Genomic DNA, 21545 nt, shown 5'->3' with positions numbered 1-21545 from the left:
AGGTGTCACATCCCCTTAGAGAGGAAGCACAGGTTTGAAAAATAAGAAGAAATGGATAGCGGTCGCCATTTTGGCCGTAATACTGATCCTGGTCAGCATTTTCTGGTATTATTCCTATGTTACTCAAGACCAGGTGGCTGAGAAAAATGCCGCTATCATTAAGGCCAAGCAATCAGGTGGTCTGGTTAGCACGACTCAGACATGGAAGTCTGTGTGGGATCAGATATATTGGGTGGTTCAAGGAAAAAACGCACAGAATGAAAATATAATGGTGTGGGTTCCTTTTCAAAAAATGGAAGGACAACCTAACATACCTGTCGCAGATCCAAGCGGTGTTCATACCGAGCTGATGAAAAACGGAGTCGACGAGCAAAAAATGACAGCGATAATTCAGCAGCAACTTCCAAATGCAAAAATTGTAAGGCTCCAACCGAGTGTGTTCAATGGCGAATATGTATGGCAACTGTTTTACGATGATGAAAGCCATCATAACTATACCTTTTACCGTTTCTCAGATGGAGCATCGACGGGGATAAAGTATACTTTGCCCAATAATTAGAGTGATGTGGGTGTGGCTATGGTGATTAGCAGGGTTTGGAGAGTTAGAATCGTTAGGAGCGCTGCGTAGTCCATTTGATCTTATGATCGCTGTTGCTAAGGGATTCGTTATTATATTAAATATTTCAAGGGTAAAAAAGACGTGAATACGATAAAATTCGTATTTCCGTCTTTTTAACTACTACCCCGCAAGCTTGGCTGTAAGCCAGCGAAGCGCCTTTACTTGCCTACTTAACTAACTCTTATGTGAAAATAAAGGCTTAGACTGAAAATAGAATCCTAAATTTTCAATTTGATCCTAAGGAATAATAGATGCTTGATTCCATTCAGTGTATATCGCTGGGTCTTCCCTCTTGACATAGTGAATAAAAGGGGCTAAATAACCTATATTTGCAAGACTACTTAGCATTCTTGCCGGATATGGTTGAACTGTCCTATACGAATTCACATGGTCAATCACCTTGATCTGTTCCTCGGGCGTAACGTATACATGGCGCAATGCAGTATCAATCCTAGTAAATCCAACTCGTTTCATTTCATAAAGTATCGTTAACAATCCTTTAGCAAGAAAAGAAGGAAATGATTGCTGGACAGAAAGAAATGCTTTAATGCCTTGTCCCTGAATAAATTCCATTATGATATAGTTTTGACCGACTTCGTAAACTTGGGGAACAAACGATGCGGAGGAAGCCCTAAGGAGGGAGTCAGCCTCCTGCTGAGTATCGAATTCATTAGCATAGACCTTGACACAAGTAGTTGTCGATAGTTGAAAAACTGCACCTTGTGCGCCTGCCCCAAGAAAGGGTAAGCCAGCCGGATTGCACCACTGTACCTCATAGGGAGAACCAGGCCGATGAACGCCAGGGTATACCTGGATATTGAAGACTGTCATACTTTATCACACCCCTCCGAATGACCTTTCCACACTGGAAAATTAGCTTGCAGGAGACTCAGCCAATAGGGAAGATTCTTATTTCGGCTATTTAATGCATACGAGACTGCTGTGATTTCCTCATGAGTAACCCCCCATTCAATTGGCATTACAGCCATAACTTCAAGCAGATCGCCTATAGGCAGCGCTTTGATGTTAGCTATTGCTTTGCCAAATGGATCAGGACCATCCAAAAAGGGAACAAATTTAGCATACAAAGGACCCCAAAACGTGCGATGCATAGAAACTGAACTTAACATCGACTGCACCGTCCAGTTTGGTCCACTGAATATATTGGCATTATCAATCATCCACAGTTTTGGAAACTCCCCCCTAGATACCAAGATATTTTGACCAGATTCTTGCCACAAATAGCGGTCATTATTATCCAACCAGTGGTCAAATGCAATCATATCAGCGGCCTGAGTAATGTTAATACAACCGGCAAGTTCTACATCTGTAGGTTGGTGCGTACAATCAGGAACATATCGGCTACCAAAATGAGGACCATGTCCTAGATTGTACCCTAGGTTTAAGTATTGAATCCTTAAAGTGTCGTGAATGTAGATAACTTGACTATCGGGAACAGGGAGATTTAATCGCTTTGCTATCCAGCAGGATATCATCTCATTCGCGAGAGCCCGAACTCCCTGAGGATTGCTTGACAGTTTGACTACATATAAATTACCATCGCTGCATTCCATCAAGTGAGGTAAACTCCATCCAATAAGTGGTCTAATATAGTTGACGGCCTGAATCATGATCCCTCCTCCTCCAAAGTGGGTCTATTTGATTCTAGTTCTAGTGTATGTCCCTCAGAGAGAGTTGGTATAGATATGATCCTATTGAAGAAGAAGAGCTGCTTCAACCCAATTCTATCCTTGTATTTACGAAACAATTCGGTAGTTAAATTATCGTAGATATCGCCTTGACAAGGTTGTATTGTTTCGGTTGTGATCATTGAATCAACGAATCAGCAAATTACGAGAGAGCAAGTATATCGGACTGGGCACAAGCGGATGCTACCCAATTGATTGAAAGCGTGTATTATTCAGGGCAATGGTTCTGAGGTAGGTCTTCAATGGTTGTTTTTTAGGTCTGTATTTCTTGTGGTTATGTATGAAGTTTCTTAAAAAAACAGCTTTGCATATTTCAGTCTCATACTTATTTACCGAAAAAACTAACTACTCTCTTTAAGCAAATTCATCTTTATAGCAGGCAGTAGCGAAGTGGAGGATTAGAATCTTAAGAAGCGGAGCGTTCGCCTTTGCCATGGGATTCTAATCCTTAAATGTTTTATACTATCAAGAGAATCCCATGGCAACAGCGATCATAAGATTAAATCCTACACGCAGTGTCTCCCCCTCCTCACCGATAACCAATGATTTTGCCCAACCCCAACTCCAACTCCAACTCCAACTCCTCCACACATTGCCTTCGATATTAGATTCACGTTATGATATACTATATTTTATAAGTGATAGACAAAAATGATAGAAAAATGAGTTGCTGATCTCTATAAGATCATGCAATTTGGTTGTTTGTTGACATTCGTCCCGTTTCTTCTGGGTTTTACATTTTGAGAGGAGGATGTTGTTTGAAATTGCGTGCAGTTCCTATTGTTGTGGCGGCTGTTTTGGCAGCCTTGTTGATGTTTGGGGGATGGTTCATTTACCGTCAGGTTACAATGCAAAGTCCTCTGGAAAAACTGGTATCTCAATATCCAGGCGTGACAAGCGCTCAAATAGATATTAAACAGGATCAGGTCGTATTGAAACTAGATCTCAAACCGCAGGCGGATGTGGCCGGATTGGTTGATGTGGTTAAGCAAAAAGGGCAATCCATCATTGGCAGCCGTACCATTAAGCTGGATATCGCAGATCGTTCCAATTCAGCACTGAATCAATGGTGGTCTGAGGCTATGTTTCCTGTAGCCGAAGCGATGGAAAATAAAAAGTATACTCAAATTTCATCTACAGTTGAGCAGATGAAAAAGAAAAAAGCAGGTATCAAGGCTGATACCGATATGGATTCAAACAATGTCTATATCCGACTCAGCGAAGGCAATGCGACTAAGTTTATCGTTTTGCCACGTCAATCTCAGCAAATGGGGGTATGGCCTAATGCCTAGATGGATCAAGGAAATATTAATCGGTATTGTGCCGGTGACCATTATATTTCTCGTTTTTATTGGGGTGAATATTATCCCTCTTTTGGTTGCGGGCGTGATGCTCAGCGGCTTGTTAATGCTCATGCATGCTCGTGGCGGCTTGGCCGTAGGTGCTGGGCAAGAGCGCAAACGTAAAAAAAATGGTCCGGACAAGCTGACTTTTGAGGAAATTGGTGGACAAGAAAGCGCTAAACAGGAATTGCGTGAAGCCTTGGATTTTTTGAATCGTCATGATGAAATTTCCAAATTTGGTATTCGTCCATTGAAAGGCGTTTTGCTTACAGGCCCTCCGGGAACAGGAAAAACGCTGATGGCGAAAGCAGCTGCACACTACACCAATTCTGTGTTTGTTGCAGCTTCAGGCAGTGAATTTGTTGAAATGTACGTGGGTGTCGGTGCAGGTCGTGTCCGTGAGTTGTTTCGGGAGGCTCGCACTCGTGCAGCCAAGGAAAAGAAAGAAAATGCAATTATTTTTATTGACGAGATTGATGTTATTGGTGGTAAGCGTGAGGGTGGACAGCAACGAGAATATGATCAGACTTTGAATCAGCTGCTGACAGAAATGGATGGCATTTATTCGGCAGATACACCGCGGATATTACTTATTGCGGCAACAAACCGTAAAGAAATGCTGGACAGCGCCTTAACGCGTCCAGGACGCTTTGACCGCCATATTCAAGTAGACTTGCCTGATAAGAAGGGCCGTCTTCATATCCTTAAAATTCATGCCAAAAACAAACCGATTCAGGAAGATGCTAATTTGGACAAAATCGCTGAGGAGTCTTACGGTTTTTCCGGTGCACAGTTGGAGAGCGTCATGAATGAAGCGGCCATCTATGCAATGAGACAGGATCGTCAAATGATTGCACAGAGTCATCTATCCATGGCGATTGACAAGGTGATGATGGGTGAAAAAACAGACCGAGAATCAACATTGGAAGAGAAAAAACGTGTAGCGATTCACGAGCTGGGACATGCTATTATGGCTGAAATCGTCCGTCCCGGTAGCGTAAGTCAAGTAGCGCTCAGCCCGCGTGGGAAAGCGCTCGGTTACGTGCGTCACAATCCACAGCAAGAACATTATTTATATACCAAGCAGTACCTGGAGGAGCAGATTATGATCTCGCTCGCAGGGGCTACTGCGGAAGAAATGTACTATGGCGGTCGAAGTACGGGCTCAAGTAATGATTTTGAGCAGGCGCTGAACATTGTTCATACGATGATGACTTCCGGTTTGACTTCTCTTGGGATTATTAACATGGAAATGGTTACAAAAGAGGAACTTATGCGGGAAAATGGCGAAATTATGAATGACTTGCATAATCGGACTTTGGAGTTGCTGGAAAAGCATCGTCCTGTGTTCGACAATTCTCTTGACATTCTGATGAAGGAAGAAACTCTGTCTGGGGATCAATTTAGATGTCAATTTAGTGAAAATGCTTTATTACCAGCATAATTTTTTATGCTGGTTATTTTTTTTTACTTTTAGTCCGTGCTAAGATATTATTATCTATTGGGACATAAACATGTATTTTTCGACAAAGAAGGATACAATATATGAGAGTGACCAGGAAAGGGTGGAGTTAAGAACCATGCAATTTAAAAAAATCGGCGTCATTGGCGGCGGCACCATGGGACAAGGTATTTCTGAAATGCTCGCGTCCAAAGGAATCGATGTGCTGTTAGTAGAGCAGACACCAGAGAAACTAGACTACGCTTATAATATGATTGAAACAAGTCTAGACAAGCAACTGGAAAAGTGGGCAATCACCCAAGCAGAGAAAAAACTGATTTTATCTCGCATTGAAAAAGTATCCCATCTGGCGGAGCTCGCTAGCTGTGATATGGTCATTGAAACCATTACAGAGAATCTGGACGAGAAGAAAGTTGTTTTCCAAGAGCTGGATCATGTGTGTCCAAGCAACATTATTCTTGCAAGTAATACATCCACGCTGAGCCTGACCGAGCTTGCCAGCTCGACCAAGTATCCAGAGCGTGTTATTGGTATGCACTTTATTTATCCAGTATCCCGTATTGATCTTGTAGAAATTATTCGTGGTTTGAAAACTTCAGACGATACCTTTGAAAACACGAAAATGTTCGTGGAAGAAATCGTGGAGAAAAAAGGAGTCATGATTTATGAATCTCCTGGCTTTGTAACTAGCCGGATTATCTGTCTGCTAATTAACGAAGCAGCTCATGTACTTCAAGAGGGCGTAGCTTCCGCGGAAGACATTGACGATGCTATGCGCATCGGCTACAACTTCCAAAACGGTCCTTTGGAAATGGCTGACCGCTTTGGTCTGGATTCCGTTTTGGCTGCTTTGGAGCGGATGTTCCGTGAATTTGGCGAACTGAAATACCGTCCGTCCATCGTCCTGAAGAAAATGGTGCGTGCAGGTAATCTGGGCGTGAAATCGGGCGAAGGCTTCTTTAAGTATGACAAGGATGGTGACCGGATATGAAAATTCTCGTAATCAACGCAGGGAGTTCTTCCCTGAAATACCAATTGTATGATATGACGGACGAGTCCGTTTTGGCAAAAGGATTGGTAGAGCGTATCGGTATGGACTCCTCAATTCTGACGCATAAACCAACCAATAAGGAAGAATACACTGAAGTTAGCGAAATTTTGGAGCATACTACTGCCATCCGTAAAGTGCTGAATGCACTCACAGATGCAGAGCATGGTGTTATCTCCAGTATTAGCGAAATTCAGGCTGTGGGCCATCGTGTGGTTCATGGAGGCGAAATCTTCAAACAGTCAGCGCTCGTAACTCCTGAAGCGAAGAGTGAAATCCGTCGCTTGTTCGACCTGGCTCCACTGCATAATCCCGCATCCATGATGGGGATTAAAGCGGCTGAATTGAATATGCCAGAAGTACCACAAGTTGTGGTGTTTGATACTTCGTTCCATCAAACCATGCCAGAAAAAGCTTATATGTACGCCATACCAAGAGTGTTGTACAATAAGTACAAGGTACGTCGTTACGGTGCACACGGCACTTCCCATGACTTTGTAAGTAAGGAAGCTGCCAAATTTGTCGGCCGTCCTTTGGAAGACCTGAAGATTATCACTTGCCATATCGGTAATGGTGGTAGTGTAACAGCAGTTCAAGGCGGTTTGTCTGTAGATACTTCCATGGGTATGACTCCACTGGAAGGACTGATGATGGGTACTCGTAGTGGTGATTTGGATCCAGCAATCGTACCTTATGTCATGAACAAAGAAGAATTGACTGTCAATGAGGTCAATTCGATGCTGAACAAGCATAGTGGACTTCTAGCTATTTCTGGTATCAGCAGTGATATGCGTGAAATCACTGAAGGTATGGAAAAAGGCGAAGCTAATTCTACATTGGCATTTGAAATGTATGAATACCGTCTGCGCAAGTATATTGGTTCGTATGCTGCCGCAATGAACGGGGTAGACGTAATTGTATTTACGGCAGGCGTAGGCGAGAACTCCATCGTTCTGCGTAAGAGAGTGTTGGAACAACTGACATTCCTCGGTATCGAGCTGGATGAATCATTGAATGCTATTCGTTCTGGCGAGATTCGTCGGATTACAACTGCAAATTCAAAGGTAGAAGTACTGATCATTCCAACAAACGAAGAACTGGTAATTGCCCGTGACACGTTCCGTCTGGTTCAGTAGTTCGGTCCCTAAGTTTAAACTTTATACATGTGGAACTATGGTTTAAGTACCACATGCACCAAACAGCGAGAGCAAACAGCCTGACCCAAGGGGAAGGGCTGTTTGATTTTCGGTTCAAGGAGAGAGACGGTCATGACAAATAAAAGTACGATTGCCCAAGTGGGCCGCCATGTAGGGGAAACGGTTACAATCGGCGCTTGGGTAAACAATAAGCGATCTAGCGGTAAAATTCAGTTCCTGCAACTACGTGATGGTAGCGGGTATATTCAAGGGGTTATCGTAAAAAGCGAAGTGTCTGAGGATATTTGGAATGATGCCAAATCCTTGACTCAAGAAAGCTCCCTATATGTAACTGGAATCGTGCGTGAGGAGCCGCGCAGTCAATCGGGCTATGAATTAACGGTTACAGGTATAGAAATAATTCATTTGACCGAAAACTACCCGATTACCCCTAAAGAGCACGGTGTAGATTTCCTGATGGATCATCGCCATTTGTGGCTGCGTTCCGCCAAGCAACGTGCAGTCCTGATCATACGGGCGGAAATTATCCGTGCTATACAGGAATTTTTCAACGGCAACGGTTTTACGAAGGTAGACCCGCCTATTTTGACTCCTTCTTCTGCAGAAGGCACAACAGAGTTGTTCCATATCAAATATTTTGACGAAGATGCCTATTTGACACAAAGCGGACAGTTGTACATGGAAGCTGCGGCAATGGCGCTGGGTAAAGTATATTCCTTTGGTCCAACCTTCCGTGCGGAAAAGTCCAAAACACGTCGTCACCTGATTGAGTTCTGGATGATCGAGCCTGAGATGGCTTTTGTGGATCATGAAGAATCCTTGCGCGTTCAGGAGCAGTTTGTAAGCCATATCGTGCAGTCAGTTCTGAAAAATTGTGCGAAGGAGCTTGAAGCCATCGGACGCGATGTTTCGAAGCTGGAGCAAATTCAAGGCGAGTTCCCACGGATTACGTACGATGAGGCGATTGCCTTCCTTCAAGGTGAAGGATTCGATATCCCGTGGGGGGAAGACTTTGGTGCTCCTCATGAAACAGCTATTGCCGAAAGATATAACAAGCCTGTGTTCATTACGCATTGGCCGACTCACATTAAAGCATTCTATATGAAACCTGACCCAGCCCGCCCAGAGGTTGTTCTGTGTGCTGATATGATCGCTCCTGAAGGTTATGGCGAAATTATCGGGGGTTCCCAACGGATTGATGATCCAGCATTGATGGAAGAACGTTTTAACGAGCATAACCTGGCACGTGAAGCCTATCAATGGTATATGGATCTTCGCACATATGGTTCCGTTCCGCATTCTGGCTTTGGATTGGGACTGGAGCGTACAGTAGCATGGATTTGTGGACTCGATCATGTACGTGAAACGATTCCGTTCCCACGCATGCTGTATCGTTTGTATCCATAATCAATGACAGGATCATTCGACAAGACATCAGCGGCAGAATGGGCGGAGGGAGTAGCCTATGCTATGGAAACCGGAATGGTTCAAATTCCCTACGCTCTGCTCAAGCATTATCGGACGCTTCGGCTGACGGATGGTGAAATGCTGCTACTGATGCAGTTACTTGCATTTAAACAAGCGGAACGTAATGAATTTCCGACATGGGAGCAATTGCAGGCTCGTATCGGATGCACTGCAAACGAAATCGCGCTTTATTTCAGTAAGCTCATGAAAGAAGGGTTTTTGCGAATAGATTCCGTGGAAGACCGCAGCTCATCCGTCCAATTTGAACGTTATAACTTGGCGGGTCTGTATCGCAAGCTGGCTGAATGTATGATCGCCGAGCGTTCGGAGCAGCGCGATGAAGATGACATTTTGTTTGCCGGGAAGCCCGATTTACTGAATGGATTATCAGAATCCCCAATTACAGAAGAACGAAATTTATTTACGATTTTTGAGAAAGAATTCGGACGACCATTATCACCGATGGAGTACGAGACGATCAGCAGTTGGGTGGATCAGGATCGGTATCCGGAGGAACTGATTTTACTGGCTTTGAAGGAAGCGGTGTTTGCTGGGAAGGTACATTTCCGGTATATAGATCGTATTTTGCTAGAATGGAGCCGAAACCGGGTCCGTAATGCACAGGATGCGAAAGAATATGCCCAGCGATTCCGTGGTGGCGGTCGCAATTAAAGTAGCAGACTGAGCCTTTTAGGTAGTAAATTGATGCACTATGGCTTTCACATTGAAAGGGCGATACATGGACAACCGGGGAGTTTCGCCTGTGCAGATGAAGGGCAGAAAATTAAAGTGATTAAGTAGACTTTAATGATAGAGGACACACCTTTCCGATTTGGAGGGTGTGTCCTTTTTAAATTTTTTTTTCGAAATATGCAGGGGGAGAAAAATTCCTGGCGTCTATAGTATTGGGAAGGGGGAGAGCGTCATTGATATAGAGAGAATCATTGAACGAATCCGGTCTGGTGATCGGCAGGCGTTCCGTGAGATCGTAGAGCTGTACAGCAAGCATGTATTTCATGTGGCTTATTCGGTACTGCATGACAGCAAGGAAGCGGAGGATGCCGCGCAGGAGGCGTTCGTTCAGGTGTACAAGTCTCTCCCCCAGTACCGGAACGAAGGGTTTAAAACGTGGCTGAGCCGAATTGCGCTTCATAAAGCGTTGGATATCAAACGTAAACAAGATAGGCGGCCCGCAGAGCTTATAGACGTGGCGCAATCCCTTGTGCAGCTCCCTTCCCCGGATGAGGATGTACTGGCCCGTCTCATTCGCGAAGAGCAAACGGTAGAACTATCACAAAAAATCGCCCAGTTACCCCAGCAGCATCGGGATATTATTCAAGCTTACTATATGCAGGGTAAAACCTACGACCAAATTGCAGAAGAGACGCAGGTAGCTTTAAAAACGGTAGAGTCCAGACTCTACCGGGCACGACTATGGATTCGAAATCACTGGAAGGAGGAGGAATGGCAATGACTGACCAACAGGATAGACCGTGGATGGAAGGGCAAACGAATGACTGGCATGCATACATTTCAGGAGCTTGTTCGATAGAGGAATCTACCCGACTGGAAAAGCTCTTATTGGAAGATGAACAGGCGCTTATGCTATATCTTGTCGCACTGGAGCAATTAGAGCCAACCTTGAAAGATTACTCTGCCTGGATGGACACGGAGCGCTTCACAGATCAGGTAATGGCGGTTCTTCCCGAGATAGAAATGGAACCAAATCAAGTTTTATTCAAAAAACGCCGCTGGTTTGAAAAACCTGTGTTTCACTATGTTGTTGCCGCAAGTCTGACGTTGATCTTGCTTTCCAGTGGAGCCTTTGACAAAATGATGCCGCAAACAGGCGATAAGCCGATTCCTCCAAAAGAACGCGTCTCTTACAGTGAAGAAGTCATGCAAGCTACGACAACCTGGCTCGATAAATTAAAGCCCTAAATTAAGTTAAGGGTAAGATGAACAAGTTTAAAGTCAACCATCTGTTGGGAATTTGTATCAAGATCCCGTAAATAGAAAGGAAGTGTAGCAATGGCTTATACGGAACGAAGCAAGCTCTTGGCATTTCTATTGAACATTATTCCGGGTGTAGGACACTATTACTGGACCAGAAAAGCCAATGCGTTTGTATATACCATTTTGTTTTTCGGATGTCTGGCAGGGGGAATATTTTTTTCAGTGGTAGCAAGTGACGGAACGCCTTTTTTGGTGAGTATTTTTATTGCTGCTCTTTTATGGGGACTCAGCATGCTGCATATCGTGATTAGCTTATTACGTTACGATCCTCGCGCAGTCGCTGCTCCTTATCCCCCTCATGCAGGACCCAATCCATATGGCTTTTACTCGCAAAGTGGACCTTATGGACAGGCGGATTTAACAGGAGAGGTACCAGAGGGGGCAACAGACACAGGCACGAATGCCCCGGGGGCAGGTATGGGATATGCGCCGGGGTATAACCATTATCAACAAGGACATTATGGTATGGCAGGATCACCTGCTTTTCAAAAAGGATCGGACAATGAACGATTTTTTACGATTTTGCTGTCATTTATTCCTGGATTGGGACACCTTCATTTGGGGCTGATGCAGCGTGGCTTGTCTTTTCTGCTATCCTTCTTTGGCTTTGGCGCGATCCTCGTCTTTATTACGAGCATAACGAACGAATCCGGATTTTTGGCGTTTGCGGGCGTGTTGCCGATTATTTGGTTGTATTGCATGTTTGATGCGGTGCAGCATGTACATCGTAAACAAGCCGGGGACATTCTTCAGGACCGGACTTTGTTTGAGGAACTGGAGTATGGAAGAGTTGAGGGACGTCGTAGTAAAATGTTGGCTACCATTTTATCGGTATTTCCCGGTGCTGGGCATATGTATATTGGTTTGCAAAAACGTGGACTCCAGCTCATGCTACTGTTTTTAGGATTTATCTATATACTGGATGTGCTGCATCTTTCACTCTTTTTGTTCCTAATCCCGGTGGTGTGGTTTTACAGCTTTTTTGATGCATTGCAGCAGGTAAGCCGTTATGGACAGGAGCAGCTGATCGACAAGCCTGTGATCGGTATGTTTGCTCAATATCACCGTTGGGTAGGCTTGGGACTGCTTCTGCTAGGTGCATACTACATCCTGATTAACGTACTTGTTCCCACACTGGACCGTCTGTTCCCGGATGGACAAATTTACAATATAGTTGACATGTATTTACGAACCATTATTGTCTCCTTCCTATTAATTGGCGGCGGTGTTTGGATGATGATCGGTAATTCCAAATCTAAGCGAGCAAAGGAGAAACGATAAAATGGATACTGAATTTTCAAAGAGTGAGGCTTCCTTCAAGGGAGCCCATCACTCTCAGAACGATGTGAATGGGGCGATAGGCTTATTGGGCACTTCATCCCATAAGAATGGTCCCTCTAAGAACTCCAACGCGCCAACAGGGGTGTGGAAAGTCGGAAGGCTATCCATGGGGCTGTTCTTGGTGCTGCTGGGCGGTGTAACGTTTGCTTCCAGGTTTTGGGGAGCAGGCATACTGGATCAGGCGCTAACCTGGTGGCCTGTCGTATTTGTTTTGCTGGGACTGGAAATTTTAATGTATACTGCTTGGAAAGGGACACGTGAGCGCATTCGCTATGACCTGTTCAGTATGTTTATTACGGCGGTATTGGTTTTTTGTTGTATCGGATTTGCATTGGTCAGTTCACTGGGGATCACTCCGCAAGTTAGAGAAATAATGAGTTCGGTTCAGGAAACAAGGATTCTTCCAGACTGGCATGAAAAACTGCCTGCCGGAGTAACTAAGGTGATTGTGCAGGGTGAAGATCCTTATGCGGTCAAAATTGACGCAACCACCTCACCGGAGGTGCATGTGTTCGGGAGTTATGTATATACAGGCAATGAGGATGATTTCAAAGGAACCGAGCTGTATCAGACCAAGCATATTGGAGATACACTATATGTACTTCTCAGCCAGGTTCCCACACGTTTTATGCAAACACATCATCAGCTGGACGTTACCATTGCGGTACCTGAGGGAATAGCGGTTACTGTGCGTGACAGTCAGGGAAATGTGATTGAAAAATAGAGAGTGTTTCCAGCTTCAGCTTTACATTTTGTATTATACGCGCGATACTTGTAAGGGAGCGTAACTTGATGATATGCATTCGAAGAGCGAATGTAACCGGAAAAGAGGGAAAAAATGATTTCATTGAATCCTGACACACTTACAGAGCGTGAAAATTATAAGCTGTTGACCGGAAGTATTATCCCAAGGCCGGTAGCGTTTGTAACGACTTTGAGCAGCGAAGGCGTGCTGAATGGTGCTCCGTTCAGTTATTTTTCCATCGTTGCCGCCGAGCCGCCACTGCTGTCTGTATCCGTACAGCGTGTCGATGGAGTTTCCAAAGATACAGCACGTAATGCGATGGAGCATAATGCTTTTGTCGTACATATTACAGACGAAGACAATGTGGGGGCGGTGAATGTGACGGCTTCCCGTCTGGCGCCGGAGGAGAGTGAGGTTGCACTGGCAGGTCTTACCCCGATTAAGAGTACAAAAATCGCCGTTCCTGGTGTGACTGAAGCGAAAATACGGTTGGAATGTATTTTGGAGAAAGTGATACCGCTGGGAGGCAAGGAGGACACACCTGCCTGTGATCTATTAATTGGGCGTGTAGTGCAGTATCATTTGTCGGAGGAAGCGTACCAAAATACATATGTGATTGCCAAGGAGTTGCGTCCGGTGAGTCGGTTGGCTGGAAACAACTATGCGAAGCTAGGAGAGCAATTCACGCTGGAACGTCCCCAATAGGGGACGTTTTTTTACAACATCAAGTAAAAGGAATTTGCCAGGCAATGAAAATATTCTAAGATGTTTGTAGGATTTAGGAGATCGAGGGTTTAGAATGGGCTCCTACTGGGTTGGGGTTCCCTGATGAAAAATCATTTGCCATTGCCCTTCATTTAATTTCCAAATGGAACTTCTTAATGACTTATTTCCGGTATCAATCGACTCAGTACAGTATGTTGCATGTACAAAATCTGAAGATAACACCTTTATGTTAAAGTCAGTAATCACAAATGGTATCCTCTAATTCTCAACTCACCTTATCACCCCAGTTGCCTTTCAATTTTCAGTGATATCTTCATCGGATTTAAAAGCTCAATTTGAGAAAAAAAGATTAGATTTTATGTCGCTAGTAGGACAGGTTGCTTTTTTAATAAAAAAAAGAACGTTCCGTGCTTTCGCTAGGTTCCGTTCTCGATATTCACTGACCACTTTTACAATTCAATGATATGCATCTTTAATATTTAGGATTTATTCATTTCGAAGTTTTTAGTAGTAGGGAGCGATAGGTCGTTTCAAACAGAAATTCAAACGCCTCTAAATGCTTTTTAGCTTCAAACACATCACGACCCCATGCATAAATGCCATGATTACGCAATAAAATTCCTGGAACTTGATCATTCAACACGCCTGGTACCAGCTTGGCAATCGAGGCGATATCAGCAAAATTTGGCAGCACGGGAATCTGGATGGCGGCATTTTCCTCCCAAATGTTAAAAGCCTTAATGAGCTCGATGCCTTGCACAGGTACAAAGCCCTGCTCGCCGTAATATTCGGAAATCAGGTTGTTAAACACGGTATGCACATGAAAAACTGCTCCACAGCCTGTCAGGCGGTAAATTTCGCAATGGATGAGCGTTTCAGCACTTGGCTTGAGGTTTGTGGCTTCTGCCGCTTTTCCGTATTGGTCTACGAATAGAAAATCCTCAGGAGTGCGTTTGGTCTTATCCTTGCCGCTAGCGGTGACTGCAAAATAAAATTGTTCAGGATGAAAATCACCGATTCGGATCGATAAATTGCCGCTTGTGCCTGGGAACCAGTTACGAGAGGCGAATAGCTCCTTGACATCAGCGAGTTCTTCCAACGAACGGCGTTTTTCCTCGAATGAAATGTCTGCCAAGTTAAAACTCATTACAGTACCCCCTGCTCCTGTTTTTGCTTTAAATCCTCGATAATATCATCAAATGTCTCAAAGGGTACATGCGGTACGCCAAGCTCTTGACACTTTAATGTCAGATGCGAGCGGGAGTACACAAGATCGGCAATTTTGGCACCTTCAAAATCGGTCAGACTGTCGCCAATCAAAATCCGTTCGTATTGCTCGGGAGGGTATTGACGAATGACGGTCGTTTTGCACATGCCGCAGTCATTCTTACACGGCTCATTACATGGATGCGGCCACGTGATCTGGATGTGAGCCCCGGAAAAGTCCGCTCCGTTGCAAAAGATGTGATCCTGCGGGATGTCGAACGGTTCTAGCAATGGATCAATAAAAAAATCAATGCCCCCGCTAGTAACAAAAAATTCAATCTGCTGCTCTCGTACAAAGTCCAAAAAGCGTGCAAAGCCCTCACGTATACCCGCTTGTCCAAGTACATATGAGATAATGTCTTCTTTAAGCTCTGAAGACATCAGGGCGAACATCGCATCTACGCCTTCACGAATGGACATATGTCCGCTCACGATTTGATGCATGATGGGCTCATAGCCCGCAGGCTTAAAATGCTTCATAATAGCGACAATATTATCGCTGTTTGTAATGGTCCCGTCAAAATCGCAAAAAATGACAGGCTTCTTGGCAGTGCTCATCGTTCGCCTCCCCACGTGTCGAGCGCAGATTGCAGCTCGGGATGAGTGCGGGCGTATTGTACCAGCGGGACATTTTGCTGGACCGCTTCAATCGCTTGCACAAAGGCGCGTCCGCCAGCTTCCGTACCCAGCGGATGTCCGTGAATACCGCCTCCAGCGTTAACCACCACATCGGTACCAAAATCGCGGACAATGAGCGGCACTAGGCCGGGGTGTATCCCTGCGGAAGGGACAGGCATGCAGGCCTTCAGCGGTGAATCAGGGGTGATCAGCTCATCGCGGATCGCCATGTTTTCCTCACGTGGCATCGTCACTGAACCGTAAGGAGAAGGGAAGAGGACGAGATCAGCGCCAGCCAGCCGCATAAGCTGACCAAGCAGGACGGACGCCGAAATACCATAATGAGGCGAGGGGTAAGCAGCACCTGCTAATGAAGGATGGGCTGCAATCGGTACTGAAACGGCAGGATCGCTGCTAAGTTCATGCAGCACATCATAACCGTAGGCCAGTACGTTAAACAGTAACGCGTTCGCGCCTGCGTCGATAGCTTTGAGGGCTTGCGCCCTGAGCTGCGAGGTTGGACCGGTTAAATTAGCGGCATACAGCAGCTTTTTACCAGTTTCACGCTCAGCCTCTTCGGCAGCTCGGATACAGGCTTCGACACGTTTTTCAATCGGCGTCAGCGCATTTTCAAATAAGATCTCGTCGTCCTTGATCAGATCGACGCCGCCGAGAGCCTGACGGGTAAACTGTTCACGCAGTTCTTCCAAATTGAGCCCAATCACGGATTTAAAAATGCTCATGAGCAGAGGCCGGTCATACACGCCAAGCTGCTCGCGCAAGCCGCTGATACCGAATTTCGGTCCTGAAAAAGCAGAGAGGAATGCTTCCGAGAACCCCAGCTTCATCAGCTTAATTCGGCCGTCCATCGAAATTTTGCCGAAGACTGTAACTAGCAATGCGGGAATGTCTCGGCTGAAATTGACATCCGGGTAAGCAATCGTCAAGTCGGCGTATCGCTCACCGGGGCCTCCATCGTGAATATCTACAGATTGAACAGAGCCGAGATGTTTTTGCATCGCATCCCGCTTGGCCTGCGGGAGCTCAGTCCAGCTGCCCACCGTCATGCCGATGGCAATAGATTGGGCCTTTTGGTTAAAATCAGCTTTGTCATCGTATATTCGGTAGGTCGCCAGGCAATAGCTCACTCAATTCCCTCCTTAAGTACAGCTCCCATCTCGCGGGATCGTTCAGCGCAGCGCTGCACCGCCGCAATCACTGTTTCGTAGAAGTCACCTTTGTCCAGTGTCTCCAATGCAGCTACCGTGGAACCATTAGGAGACATAATTTTGTGACGAAGGGCAGAAGGCTCCTCTCCGGTTTGCTGCACCATGCGTGCTGCACCAAGCGCAGTTTGCACTGTTAGTTCGTGCGCTTGTTCAGGAGTCAAGCCACCGCGGATTCCCCCAGCAATCATGGCTTCCATTAAGTAGTAGACATACGCAGGGCCGCTTCCGGAAATGCCGGTCAATACATCCATTTTCTCTTCTTCTATAACCGTGACTGTACCTACAGATTCGAACATTGTAAGCACGTTTTTACGTTGACTTTCGCTGATCTCCTTGGAAAAGCTGATGCCTGTGGCTCCCAGTCCAATTGAGCTGGATGTATTGGGCATCGTCCGCGCGATTGGCTGCTTACGACCAAGCAACGTTTGCATGGTACGAATAGACAATCCGGCGATGACTGAAATGATCAGCTGTTCATCTGACAGGAGGGGACCAAGCTGTTCAAGTGCTCCGGCAGCATCTTTAGGCTTCATGGCAAGCACGATCACTGGAGAATGACGCAGCAGTTCTGTTTTGGCGGCATCTTCAGTTTGGAACAATACTCCGTATTGCTGTTGAAGTTCTTCAAGACGAGCCTGATTACTGCGGTTGATGACGGTAATACCGCCACGTTTGACGACAGAACGATTCGTCATCCCACGAATAATAGCCTCAGCCATTGAACCTGCCCCGAAAAACGTAATTTGCTCGTTAATTAAAACTTTTGTTTGTGATTCACACATGGATTCATACCTCCAAAGATACGGATTGATTTATGATATTATTCCCTGATTTGTCCAGTACCGTACACGCGGTATTTGGTTGAAGTCAAGGCAGGCAATCCCATGGGGCCGCGGGCATGTAATTTTTGTGTGCTGATTCCGATCTCCGCCCCAAATCCAAACTCGAAGCCATCCGTGAAGCGGGTGGATGCATTGTGGTACACGGCTGCCGCGTCCACTTCTTGCAGAAAACGATCGGCATGAGCTTTATTCTCAGTGACAATACACTCTGAATGCATCGTACCATAACGGGCAATATGCTCCAGTACTTCGTCCAAATTGTGTACGACTTTAACGTTTAAGATGTAATCATTGTACTCGGTACCATAATCCTCTTCCGTGGCAGGAACAGCCCAAGGAGCCAGTTCTCGTGTCCTTACACAGCCGCGCAGCTCAACCCCGGCATCACGAAAACGTTCAGCTAATCCTGTTAAATGTGCTTGTGCATAATCCGAGTGTACGAGTAGTGTTTCCATCGAGTTGCACACGGACGGTCTTTGTACCTTCGCATTGAGTGTAATCGCTTCGGCCATTTCTGTATTTGCTGTAGCGTCCAAGAATGTATGGCATACGCCAGCCCCGGTTTCGATGACAGGCACGGTAGCATTCTGAACAACATTTTGAATGAGTGAACGCCCGCCGCGTGGAATAATCACATCCAGCAAGCCGTTCAAGGTGAGCATTTCATTGACGGAGGCACGATCTGAATCTTCAATGAGTTGAAGCGCCTCGCGTGGCACGGCTGTTGCGTCTAGCGCCTGCTGAAGCACTTCAATGATCTTGCGGTTGGAGGAGAGAGCAGCCGAACCACCGCGCAGTACAACCGGATTGCCTGTTTTCAAGCACAGGCCCGCTGCATCCACGGTTACATTTGGACGCGCTTCATATATGATACCGATGACACCCAGCGGTACACGTATTTTTTCAATTCGTAGACCATTGGGACGTTCAATTTGCTCAAGCGTGTCGCCGACTGGATCAGGTAGCGCCGCAATCTGGCGTAATCCTTCGGCAATAGCCCCGATTCGCTCCTCGGTCAGCTTGAGGCGGTCGAGCAGTGATTCGGATGTTCCCAGTTCCCGTCCACGTTTCAGGTCATTATGGTTTGCTGCAATCAGCTCTTCTGCATGGTTCACTAGAGCTTCTGCCATAGCAAGCAATGCCTCGTTTTTTTGTGCTGTAGTCAGTCGGTTCATAACCCCGGCACTTTTTTTCGCAAGACTTGCTTTGGTGCGTACTTCGCTGAAATGGTTATCCGCTGTTGTTGCTGTGTTTGTTGTTAAATCACTCATATTATGGCCTCCCTACATACATAATGTAATCCATTCATCCCTGTGGATCACCTCAAGCCGATGGATGGGACCAATTTTGCCCACAACCTCGCCGCTAGGTAAACCTTGTACCATTCTAAGCTGTTCATCATCATAATTGACGATGCCTCGTCCTAACACCTTGTTTTCCGGTCCCAGTACCTCAACGACATCTCCGGCATGAAAGCTGCCCTCGACACGCCGTACGCCAACCGGAAGCAGACTATGTCCTCCGTGTACCAACGCTTCTTCGGCCCCTTGGTCTACATGCACCGAGCCCAGAGGGGTGGACATAAATCCAAGCCATTGTTTTTTCATCGGCAGTGAAGAGAGGTGGGTATCAAAATAAGTGCCCGGTCCGTGTCCTTCGACAGCTGCGTTCAGATCACCATTTGCGCTTACTCGGCCGACATATACAGGCACACCGCCGCGTGTAGCAACTTTGGCAGCCTCGATTTTGGAGCGCATGCCGCCAGTCCCTACTGCTGATCCAGAACCTCCGGCTAATGCATAAATCTCTTCAGTAATTTCCTCGATACGTTCAAAACGTACGGCGTTTGGATGCTTGCGCGGGTCAGCCGTATATACACCATCGGTATCCGTGATGATAATCAAATGCTGGGCTTTGACCAGATTGGCAACTAGTGCAGACAGCATATCGTTATCGCCGAATTTTAATTCGTCAATCGATACGGTGTCATTTTCATTAAAAATCGGGATAACCTGCTGGCGCAGCAATTCTTCTACAGTCATTCCGGCGTTGTTCATCCGTTTGCGGCTTAAAAAGTCACTACGGGTGAGCAGAACCTGCGCGATCACGAGGTCAAAATTTTTAAAAGCCTGCTCATAGGCTTGCATGAGAAGAGCTTGGCCGACGGCAGCTGCCGCTTGCTTCTCATGCAGCAGTTTGGGCCGAAAGGGATACCCAATCTCTCGGAATCCGGCGGCTACAGCGCCTGATGTAACCAGCAGCACTTCATGGCCTTTTGCACGAAGCAAGCTGATTTCCCTAGCAAAATAAGCGATGGCTTCCCGATTCAGGCCACCTTCCACTCCAGTCAGTGAGCTGCTACCGATTTTAATGACGATACGTGTTGACAAGACGTCCACTTCCTTAATTTTACTCTTTTTAATGCAAAAAAACTTCCATCCTTTGTATGCAAAGGACGAAAGTTTGTGCTTCCGCGGTACCACCTTCATTGATGATTCATGATCATCCCACTTAAAACCTGTTAACGGCAGGGACCGCCTGATTGCGCAGGGCGCTCGGGGATAGGAGTTGGGAGAGAGTCCAGGTAAATTCTTGCAGCCTATCGGAATTTACTCTCTGAACAGGACCGGGTCTCTCTTAATAGTCCCTTCAACGCGCTAAATGATATTGGATACAGAATACCACGAAAAGACCAGGTTTGGCAAAGAAGTTGTAGCTGGAAAATACGGCTTAACCAAACAGGTTTAGCTTGCCAATTCGATCAGCTGCCTCGGTCAGTCGGGCTTCTGAGCTCAGAAGCCCTGCCCGCACATACCCTTCGCCGCCGCTACCAAAGCCGATCCCTGGAGCGACAGCCACCTTGGCTTCACGCAGTAGCAGATCGGCAAAAGAAGCCGAGCTATAGCCCTGCGGCACAGGTAACCAACTGAAGAAGGAGCCGCTTGGGCGTGGCGCCTTCCAACCTATATGCCCAAGTGCATCATAAAAAGCGTTACGGCGTGATTCATAGCGGGCCACCAGCTGGCTTACGCACTCCTGCGAAGACGTCAGAGCTGTCGCCGCTGCAGCCTGGATGCCGCCAAACAGGCTTACATAAATATGGTCCTGCAGCAGATTAATCAGTGAAATAATTTTGGCATTACCGAGCGCGAAACCAACACGCCAGCCGGCCATGTTGTATGTTTTGGACAAGGTATAGAACTCAATTCCCACGTCCTTAGCCCCCTCAGCCTGAAGGAAGCTCACTGGCCGTTCGCCATCGAATCCAATAGCGCCATAGGCAAAATCACTGGCAACCACAATACCGTTACGTAACGCAAATTCAACCGTATCCTCGTAGAAGGAGAGTGGGGCAGTTGCCGCAGTGGGATTGTTCGGATAATTAAGAAACATTAATTTGGCGCGGCGGCGATCTTCTTCGGCAATGGCCTCATAATCGGGCAGAAAACGGTTCTCTTCCTTTAAGGGGAGAAATGACATTTCCGCTTTAGCCAAGGCTACGCCAGACCAGTAATCCGGGTATCCGGGATCAGGGACGAGACACAGATCGCCCGGATTGAGTAAAACTTGCGGTAGCTGAACCAAGCCTGTTTTCCCGCCAAACAGGATGGCGACCTCGCTTTCCGGGTCAAGCGTTACACCGTAATCCTCCTGATAGCGCTGGACAACGGCTTCTTTGAGAAAGCTGTAGCCGCGAAAAGGTGAATATTTATGGTACAGCGGGTTATCTGCTGATTCCTGTAAAGCTTTTACAACATGGGGTGGAGTAGGAGTGTCTGGGTTTCCCTGACCGAGATTAATGACATCATGCCCTGCTGCAATTTCACGATTTACATTTTGTACAAGTGTGGCAAAAAATTGAGTGGGTAACTGTTTCATGACGTCAGCAGAGGGAATAGAAAAATGAGTCATCAATGTACACGACCTTTTGGAATAGTTTAAGAAACAATCTATCAC

The 21545-nt window shown here is 46.2% G+C and carries 21 protein-coding genes; 12 read left to right on the top strand and 9 right to left on the bottom strand.

The genetic code is table 11. The features are described from left to right. The first annotated feature begins 34 nt into the window (after positions 1-34). Positions 35-559 (top strand): DUF5590 domain-containing protein, encoded by a 525-nt coding sequence (locus tag PPM_RS15120; protein WP_013371636.1) that lies wholly within the window; start codon positions 35-37, stop codon positions 557-559. A 297-nt stretch (positions 560-856) separates the two neighbouring features. On the opposite strand, the gene PPM_RS15115 is transcribed toward PPM_RS15120, so the two are convergent. Together PPM_RS15115 and PPM_RS15110 are read right to left on the bottom strand one after the other, a co-directional pair. Beyond that, positions 857-1450 (bottom strand): AarF/UbiB family protein, encoded by a 594-nt coding sequence (locus PPM_RS15115; RefSeq protein ID WP_025678551.1) that lies wholly within the window; start codon positions 1448-1450, stop codon positions 857-859. Then, positions 1447-2250, bottom strand: coding sequence for a HipA family kinase (locus PPM_RS15110; RefSeq protein WP_013371634.1), 804 nt, complete (start codon positions 2248-2250; stop codon positions 1447-1449). The genes PPM_RS15115 and PPM_RS15110 overlap by 4 nt, the downstream gene beginning before the upstream one ends. A gap of 836 nt (positions 2251-3086) precedes the next feature. On the opposite strand from PPM_RS15110, the gene PPM_RS15105 reads away from it, so the two are divergent. From PPM_RS15105 to PPM_RS15055, 11 genes are all read left to right on the top strand, one after another. Continuing rightward, positions 3087-3620 carry a hypothetical protein gene (locus PPM_RS15105; RefSeq protein WP_013371633.1) on the top strand — a complete coding sequence of 178 codons (534 nt, stop codon included), beginning with the start codon at positions 3087-3089 and terminating at the stop codon, positions 3618-3620. Beyond that, complete coding sequence (locus PPM_RS15100; RefSeq protein ID WP_013371632.1) at positions 3613-5115, top strand: AAA family ATPase; 1503 nt, start codon at positions 3613-3615, stop codon at positions 5113-5115. Before PPM_RS15105 ends, PPM_RS15100 begins: the two co-directional genes overlap by 8 nt. A 136-nt stretch (positions 5116-5251) precedes the next feature. Further along, a complete protein-coding gene (locus PPM_RS15095; protein WP_013371631.1) occupies positions 5252-6124 on the top strand; it encodes a 3-hydroxyacyl-CoA dehydrogenase family protein in 873 nt (290 codons plus the stop codon). Continuing rightward, positions 6121-7317 carry an acetate/propionate family kinase gene (locus PPM_RS15090; protein ID WP_013371630.1) on the top strand — a complete coding sequence of 399 codons (1197 nt, stop codon included), beginning with the start codon at positions 6121-6123 and terminating at the stop codon, positions 7315-7317. The genes PPM_RS15095 and PPM_RS15090 overlap by 4 nt, the downstream gene beginning before the upstream one ends. A 132-nt stretch (positions 7318-7449) precedes the next feature. Then, the gene (asnS, locus tag PPM_RS15085) at positions 7450-8745 is read left to right on the top strand and encodes an asparagine--tRNA ligase (RefSeq protein ID WP_013371629.1); all 1296 of its coding nucleotides are present in this window, start codon (positions 7450-7452) and stop codon (positions 8743-8745) included. Between the two features lie 3 nt (positions 8746-8748). After that, complete coding sequence (locus tag PPM_RS15080) at positions 8749-9477, top strand: DnaD domain-containing protein (protein ID WP_013371628.1); 729 nt, start codon at positions 8749-8751, stop codon at positions 9475-9477. 169 nt (positions 9478-9646) lie between these two features. Then, the gene (locus PPM_RS15075; RefSeq protein ID WP_013371627.1) at positions 9647-10279 is read left to right on the top strand and encodes an RNA polymerase sigma factor; all 633 of its coding nucleotides are present in this window, start codon (positions 9647-9649) and stop codon (positions 10277-10279) included. Then, a complete protein-coding gene (locus PPM_RS15070; RefSeq protein WP_013371626.1) occupies positions 10276-10746 on the top strand; it encodes a hypothetical protein in 471 nt (156 codons plus the stop codon). The genes PPM_RS15075 and PPM_RS15070 overlap by 4 nt, the downstream gene beginning before the upstream one ends. 90 nt (positions 10747-10836) lie before the next feature. Further along, positions 10837-12102 carry a hypothetical protein gene (locus tag PPM_RS15065; RefSeq protein WP_013371625.1) on the top strand — a complete coding sequence of 422 codons (1266 nt, stop codon included), beginning with the start codon at positions 10837-10839 and terminating at the stop codon, positions 12100-12102. Position 12103: 1 nt separating this feature from the next. Further along, complete coding sequence (locus tag PPM_RS15060; RefSeq protein ID WP_014599976.1) at positions 12104-12886, top strand: hypothetical protein; 783 nt, start codon at positions 12104-12106, stop codon at positions 12884-12886. A gap of 114 nt (positions 12887-13000) precedes the next feature. Beyond that, positions 13001-13612, top strand: coding sequence for a flavin reductase family protein (locus PPM_RS15055; RefSeq protein WP_013371623.1), 612 nt, complete (start codon positions 13001-13003; stop codon positions 13610-13612). A 511-nt stretch (positions 13613-14123) separates the two neighbouring features. Here the strand turns inward: PPM_RS15055 and PPM_RS15050 are convergent. The 7 genes from PPM_RS15050 to PPM_RS15020 form a co-directional block, all read right to left on the bottom strand. Next, positions 14124-14780: a methylthioribulose 1-phosphate dehydratase gene (locus PPM_RS15050; RefSeq protein WP_013371622.1), complete on the bottom strand. Its 657-nt coding sequence runs from the start codon at positions 14778-14780 to the stop codon at positions 14124-14126. Then, positions 14780-15457 carry a 2-hydroxy-3-keto-5-methylthiopentenyl-1-phosphate phosphatase gene (locus tag PPM_RS15045; RefSeq protein ID WP_013371621.1) on the bottom strand — a complete coding sequence of 226 codons (678 nt, stop codon included), beginning with the start codon at positions 15455-15457 and terminating at the stop codon, positions 14780-14782. Before PPM_RS15045 ends, PPM_RS15050 begins: the two co-directional genes overlap by 1 nt. Next, positions 15454-16665, bottom strand: a complete 1212-nt coding sequence (locus PPM_RS15040) for a 2,3-diketo-5-methylthiopentyl-1-phosphate enolase (RefSeq protein WP_014599975.1) — start codon at positions 16663-16665, stop codon at positions 15454-15456. The genes PPM_RS15045 and PPM_RS15040 overlap by 4 nt, the downstream gene beginning before the upstream one ends. Beyond that, a complete protein-coding gene (gene proC / locus PPM_RS15035; RefSeq protein WP_013371619.1) occupies positions 16662-17528 on the bottom strand; it encodes a pyrroline-5-carboxylate reductase in 867 nt (288 codons plus the stop codon). Before proC ends, PPM_RS15040 begins: the two co-directional genes overlap by 4 nt. Before the next feature lie 38 nt (positions 17529-17566). Then, positions 17567-18859, bottom strand: a complete 1293-nt coding sequence (locus PPM_RS15030) for a glutamate-5-semialdehyde dehydrogenase (protein ID WP_013371618.1) — start codon at positions 18857-18859, stop codon at positions 17567-17569. Positions 18860-18871: 12 nt separating this feature from the next. Further along, a complete protein-coding gene (gene proB / locus PPM_RS15025) occupies positions 18872-20077 on the bottom strand; it encodes a glutamate 5-kinase (RefSeq protein WP_014599974.1) in 1206 nt (401 codons plus the stop codon). Positions 20078-20318: 241 nt separating this feature from the next. Then, positions 20319-21500, bottom strand: a complete 1182-nt coding sequence (locus PPM_RS15020; RefSeq protein ID WP_013371616.1) for a pyridoxal phosphate-dependent aminotransferase — start codon at positions 21498-21500, stop codon at positions 20319-20321. Between the last annotated feature and the right edge of the window lie 45 nt (positions 21501-21545).

The sequence above is a fragment of the Paenibacillus polymyxa M1 genome (assembly GCF_000237325.1).
Classification (GTDB): Bacteria; Bacillota; Bacilli; order Paenibacillales; family Paenibacillaceae; genus Paenibacillus; species Paenibacillus polymyxa_C.
This window is presented reverse-complemented; position numbering and strand designations above follow the sequence as displayed.

Excerpts from the sequence above, each read along its gene's own strand:
- PPM_RS15115 (WP_025678551.1), bottom strand. The coding sequence starts at position 1,450 with ATGACAGTCTTCAATATCCAGGTATACCCTGGCGTTCATCGGCCTGGT.
- PPM_RS15110 (WP_013371634.1), bottom strand. The coding sequence starts at position 2,250 with ATGATTCAGGCCGTCAACTATATTAGACCACTTATTGGATGGAGTTTA.
- PPM_RS15100 (WP_013371632.1), top strand. The coding sequence starts at position 3,613 with ATGCCTAGATGGATCAAGGAAATATTAATCGGTATTGTGCCGGTGACC.
- PPM_RS15095 (WP_013371631.1), top strand. The coding sequence starts at position 5,252 with ATGCAATTTAAAAAAATCGGCGTCATTGGCGGCGGCACCATGGGACAA.
- PPM_RS15090 (WP_013371630.1), top strand. The coding sequence starts at position 6,121 with ATGAAAATTCTCGTAATCAACGCAGGGAGTTCTTCCCTGAAATACCAA.
- asnS (WP_013371629.1), top strand. The coding sequence starts at position 7,450 with ATGACAAATAAAAGTACGATTGCCCAAGTGGGCCGCCATGTAGGGGAA.
- PPM_RS15080 (WP_013371628.1), top strand. The coding sequence starts at position 8,749 with ATGACAGGATCATTCGACAAGACATCAGCGGCAGAATGGGCGGAGGGA.
- PPM_RS15070 (WP_013371626.1), top strand. The coding sequence starts at position 10,276 with ATGACTGACCAACAGGATAGACCGTGGATGGAAGGGCAAACGAATGAC.
- PPM_RS15065 (WP_013371625.1), top strand. The coding sequence starts at position 10,837 with ATGGCTTATACGGAACGAAGCAAGCTCTTGGCATTTCTATTGAACATT.
- PPM_RS15060 (WP_014599976.1), top strand. The coding sequence starts at position 12,104 with ATGGATACTGAATTTTCAAAGAGTGAGGCTTCCTTCAAGGGAGCCCAT.
- PPM_RS15055 (WP_013371623.1), top strand. The coding sequence starts at position 13,001 with ATGATTTCATTGAATCCTGACACACTTACAGAGCGTGAAAATTATAAG.
- PPM_RS15050 (WP_013371622.1), bottom strand. The coding sequence starts at position 14,780 with ATGAGTTTTAACTTGGCAGACATTTCATTCGAGGAAAAACGCCGTTCG.
- PPM_RS15045 (WP_013371621.1), bottom strand. The coding sequence starts at position 15,457 with ATGAGCACTGCCAAGAAGCCTGTCATTTTTTGCGATTTTGACGGGACC.
- proC (WP_013371619.1), bottom strand. The coding sequence starts at position 17,528 with ATGTGTGAATCACAAACAAAAGTTTTAATTAACGAGCAAATTACGTTT.
- PPM_RS15030 (WP_013371618.1), bottom strand. The coding sequence starts at position 18,859 with ATGAGTGATTTAACAACAAACACAGCAACAACAGCGGATAACCATTTC.
- proB (WP_014599974.1), bottom strand. The coding sequence starts at position 20,077 with ATGAAGGTGGTACCGCGGAAGCACAAACTTTCGTCCTTTGCATACAAA.
- PPM_RS15020 (WP_013371616.1), bottom strand. The coding sequence starts at position 21,500 with ATGACTCATTTTTCTATTCCCTCTGCTGACGTCATGAAACAGTTACCC.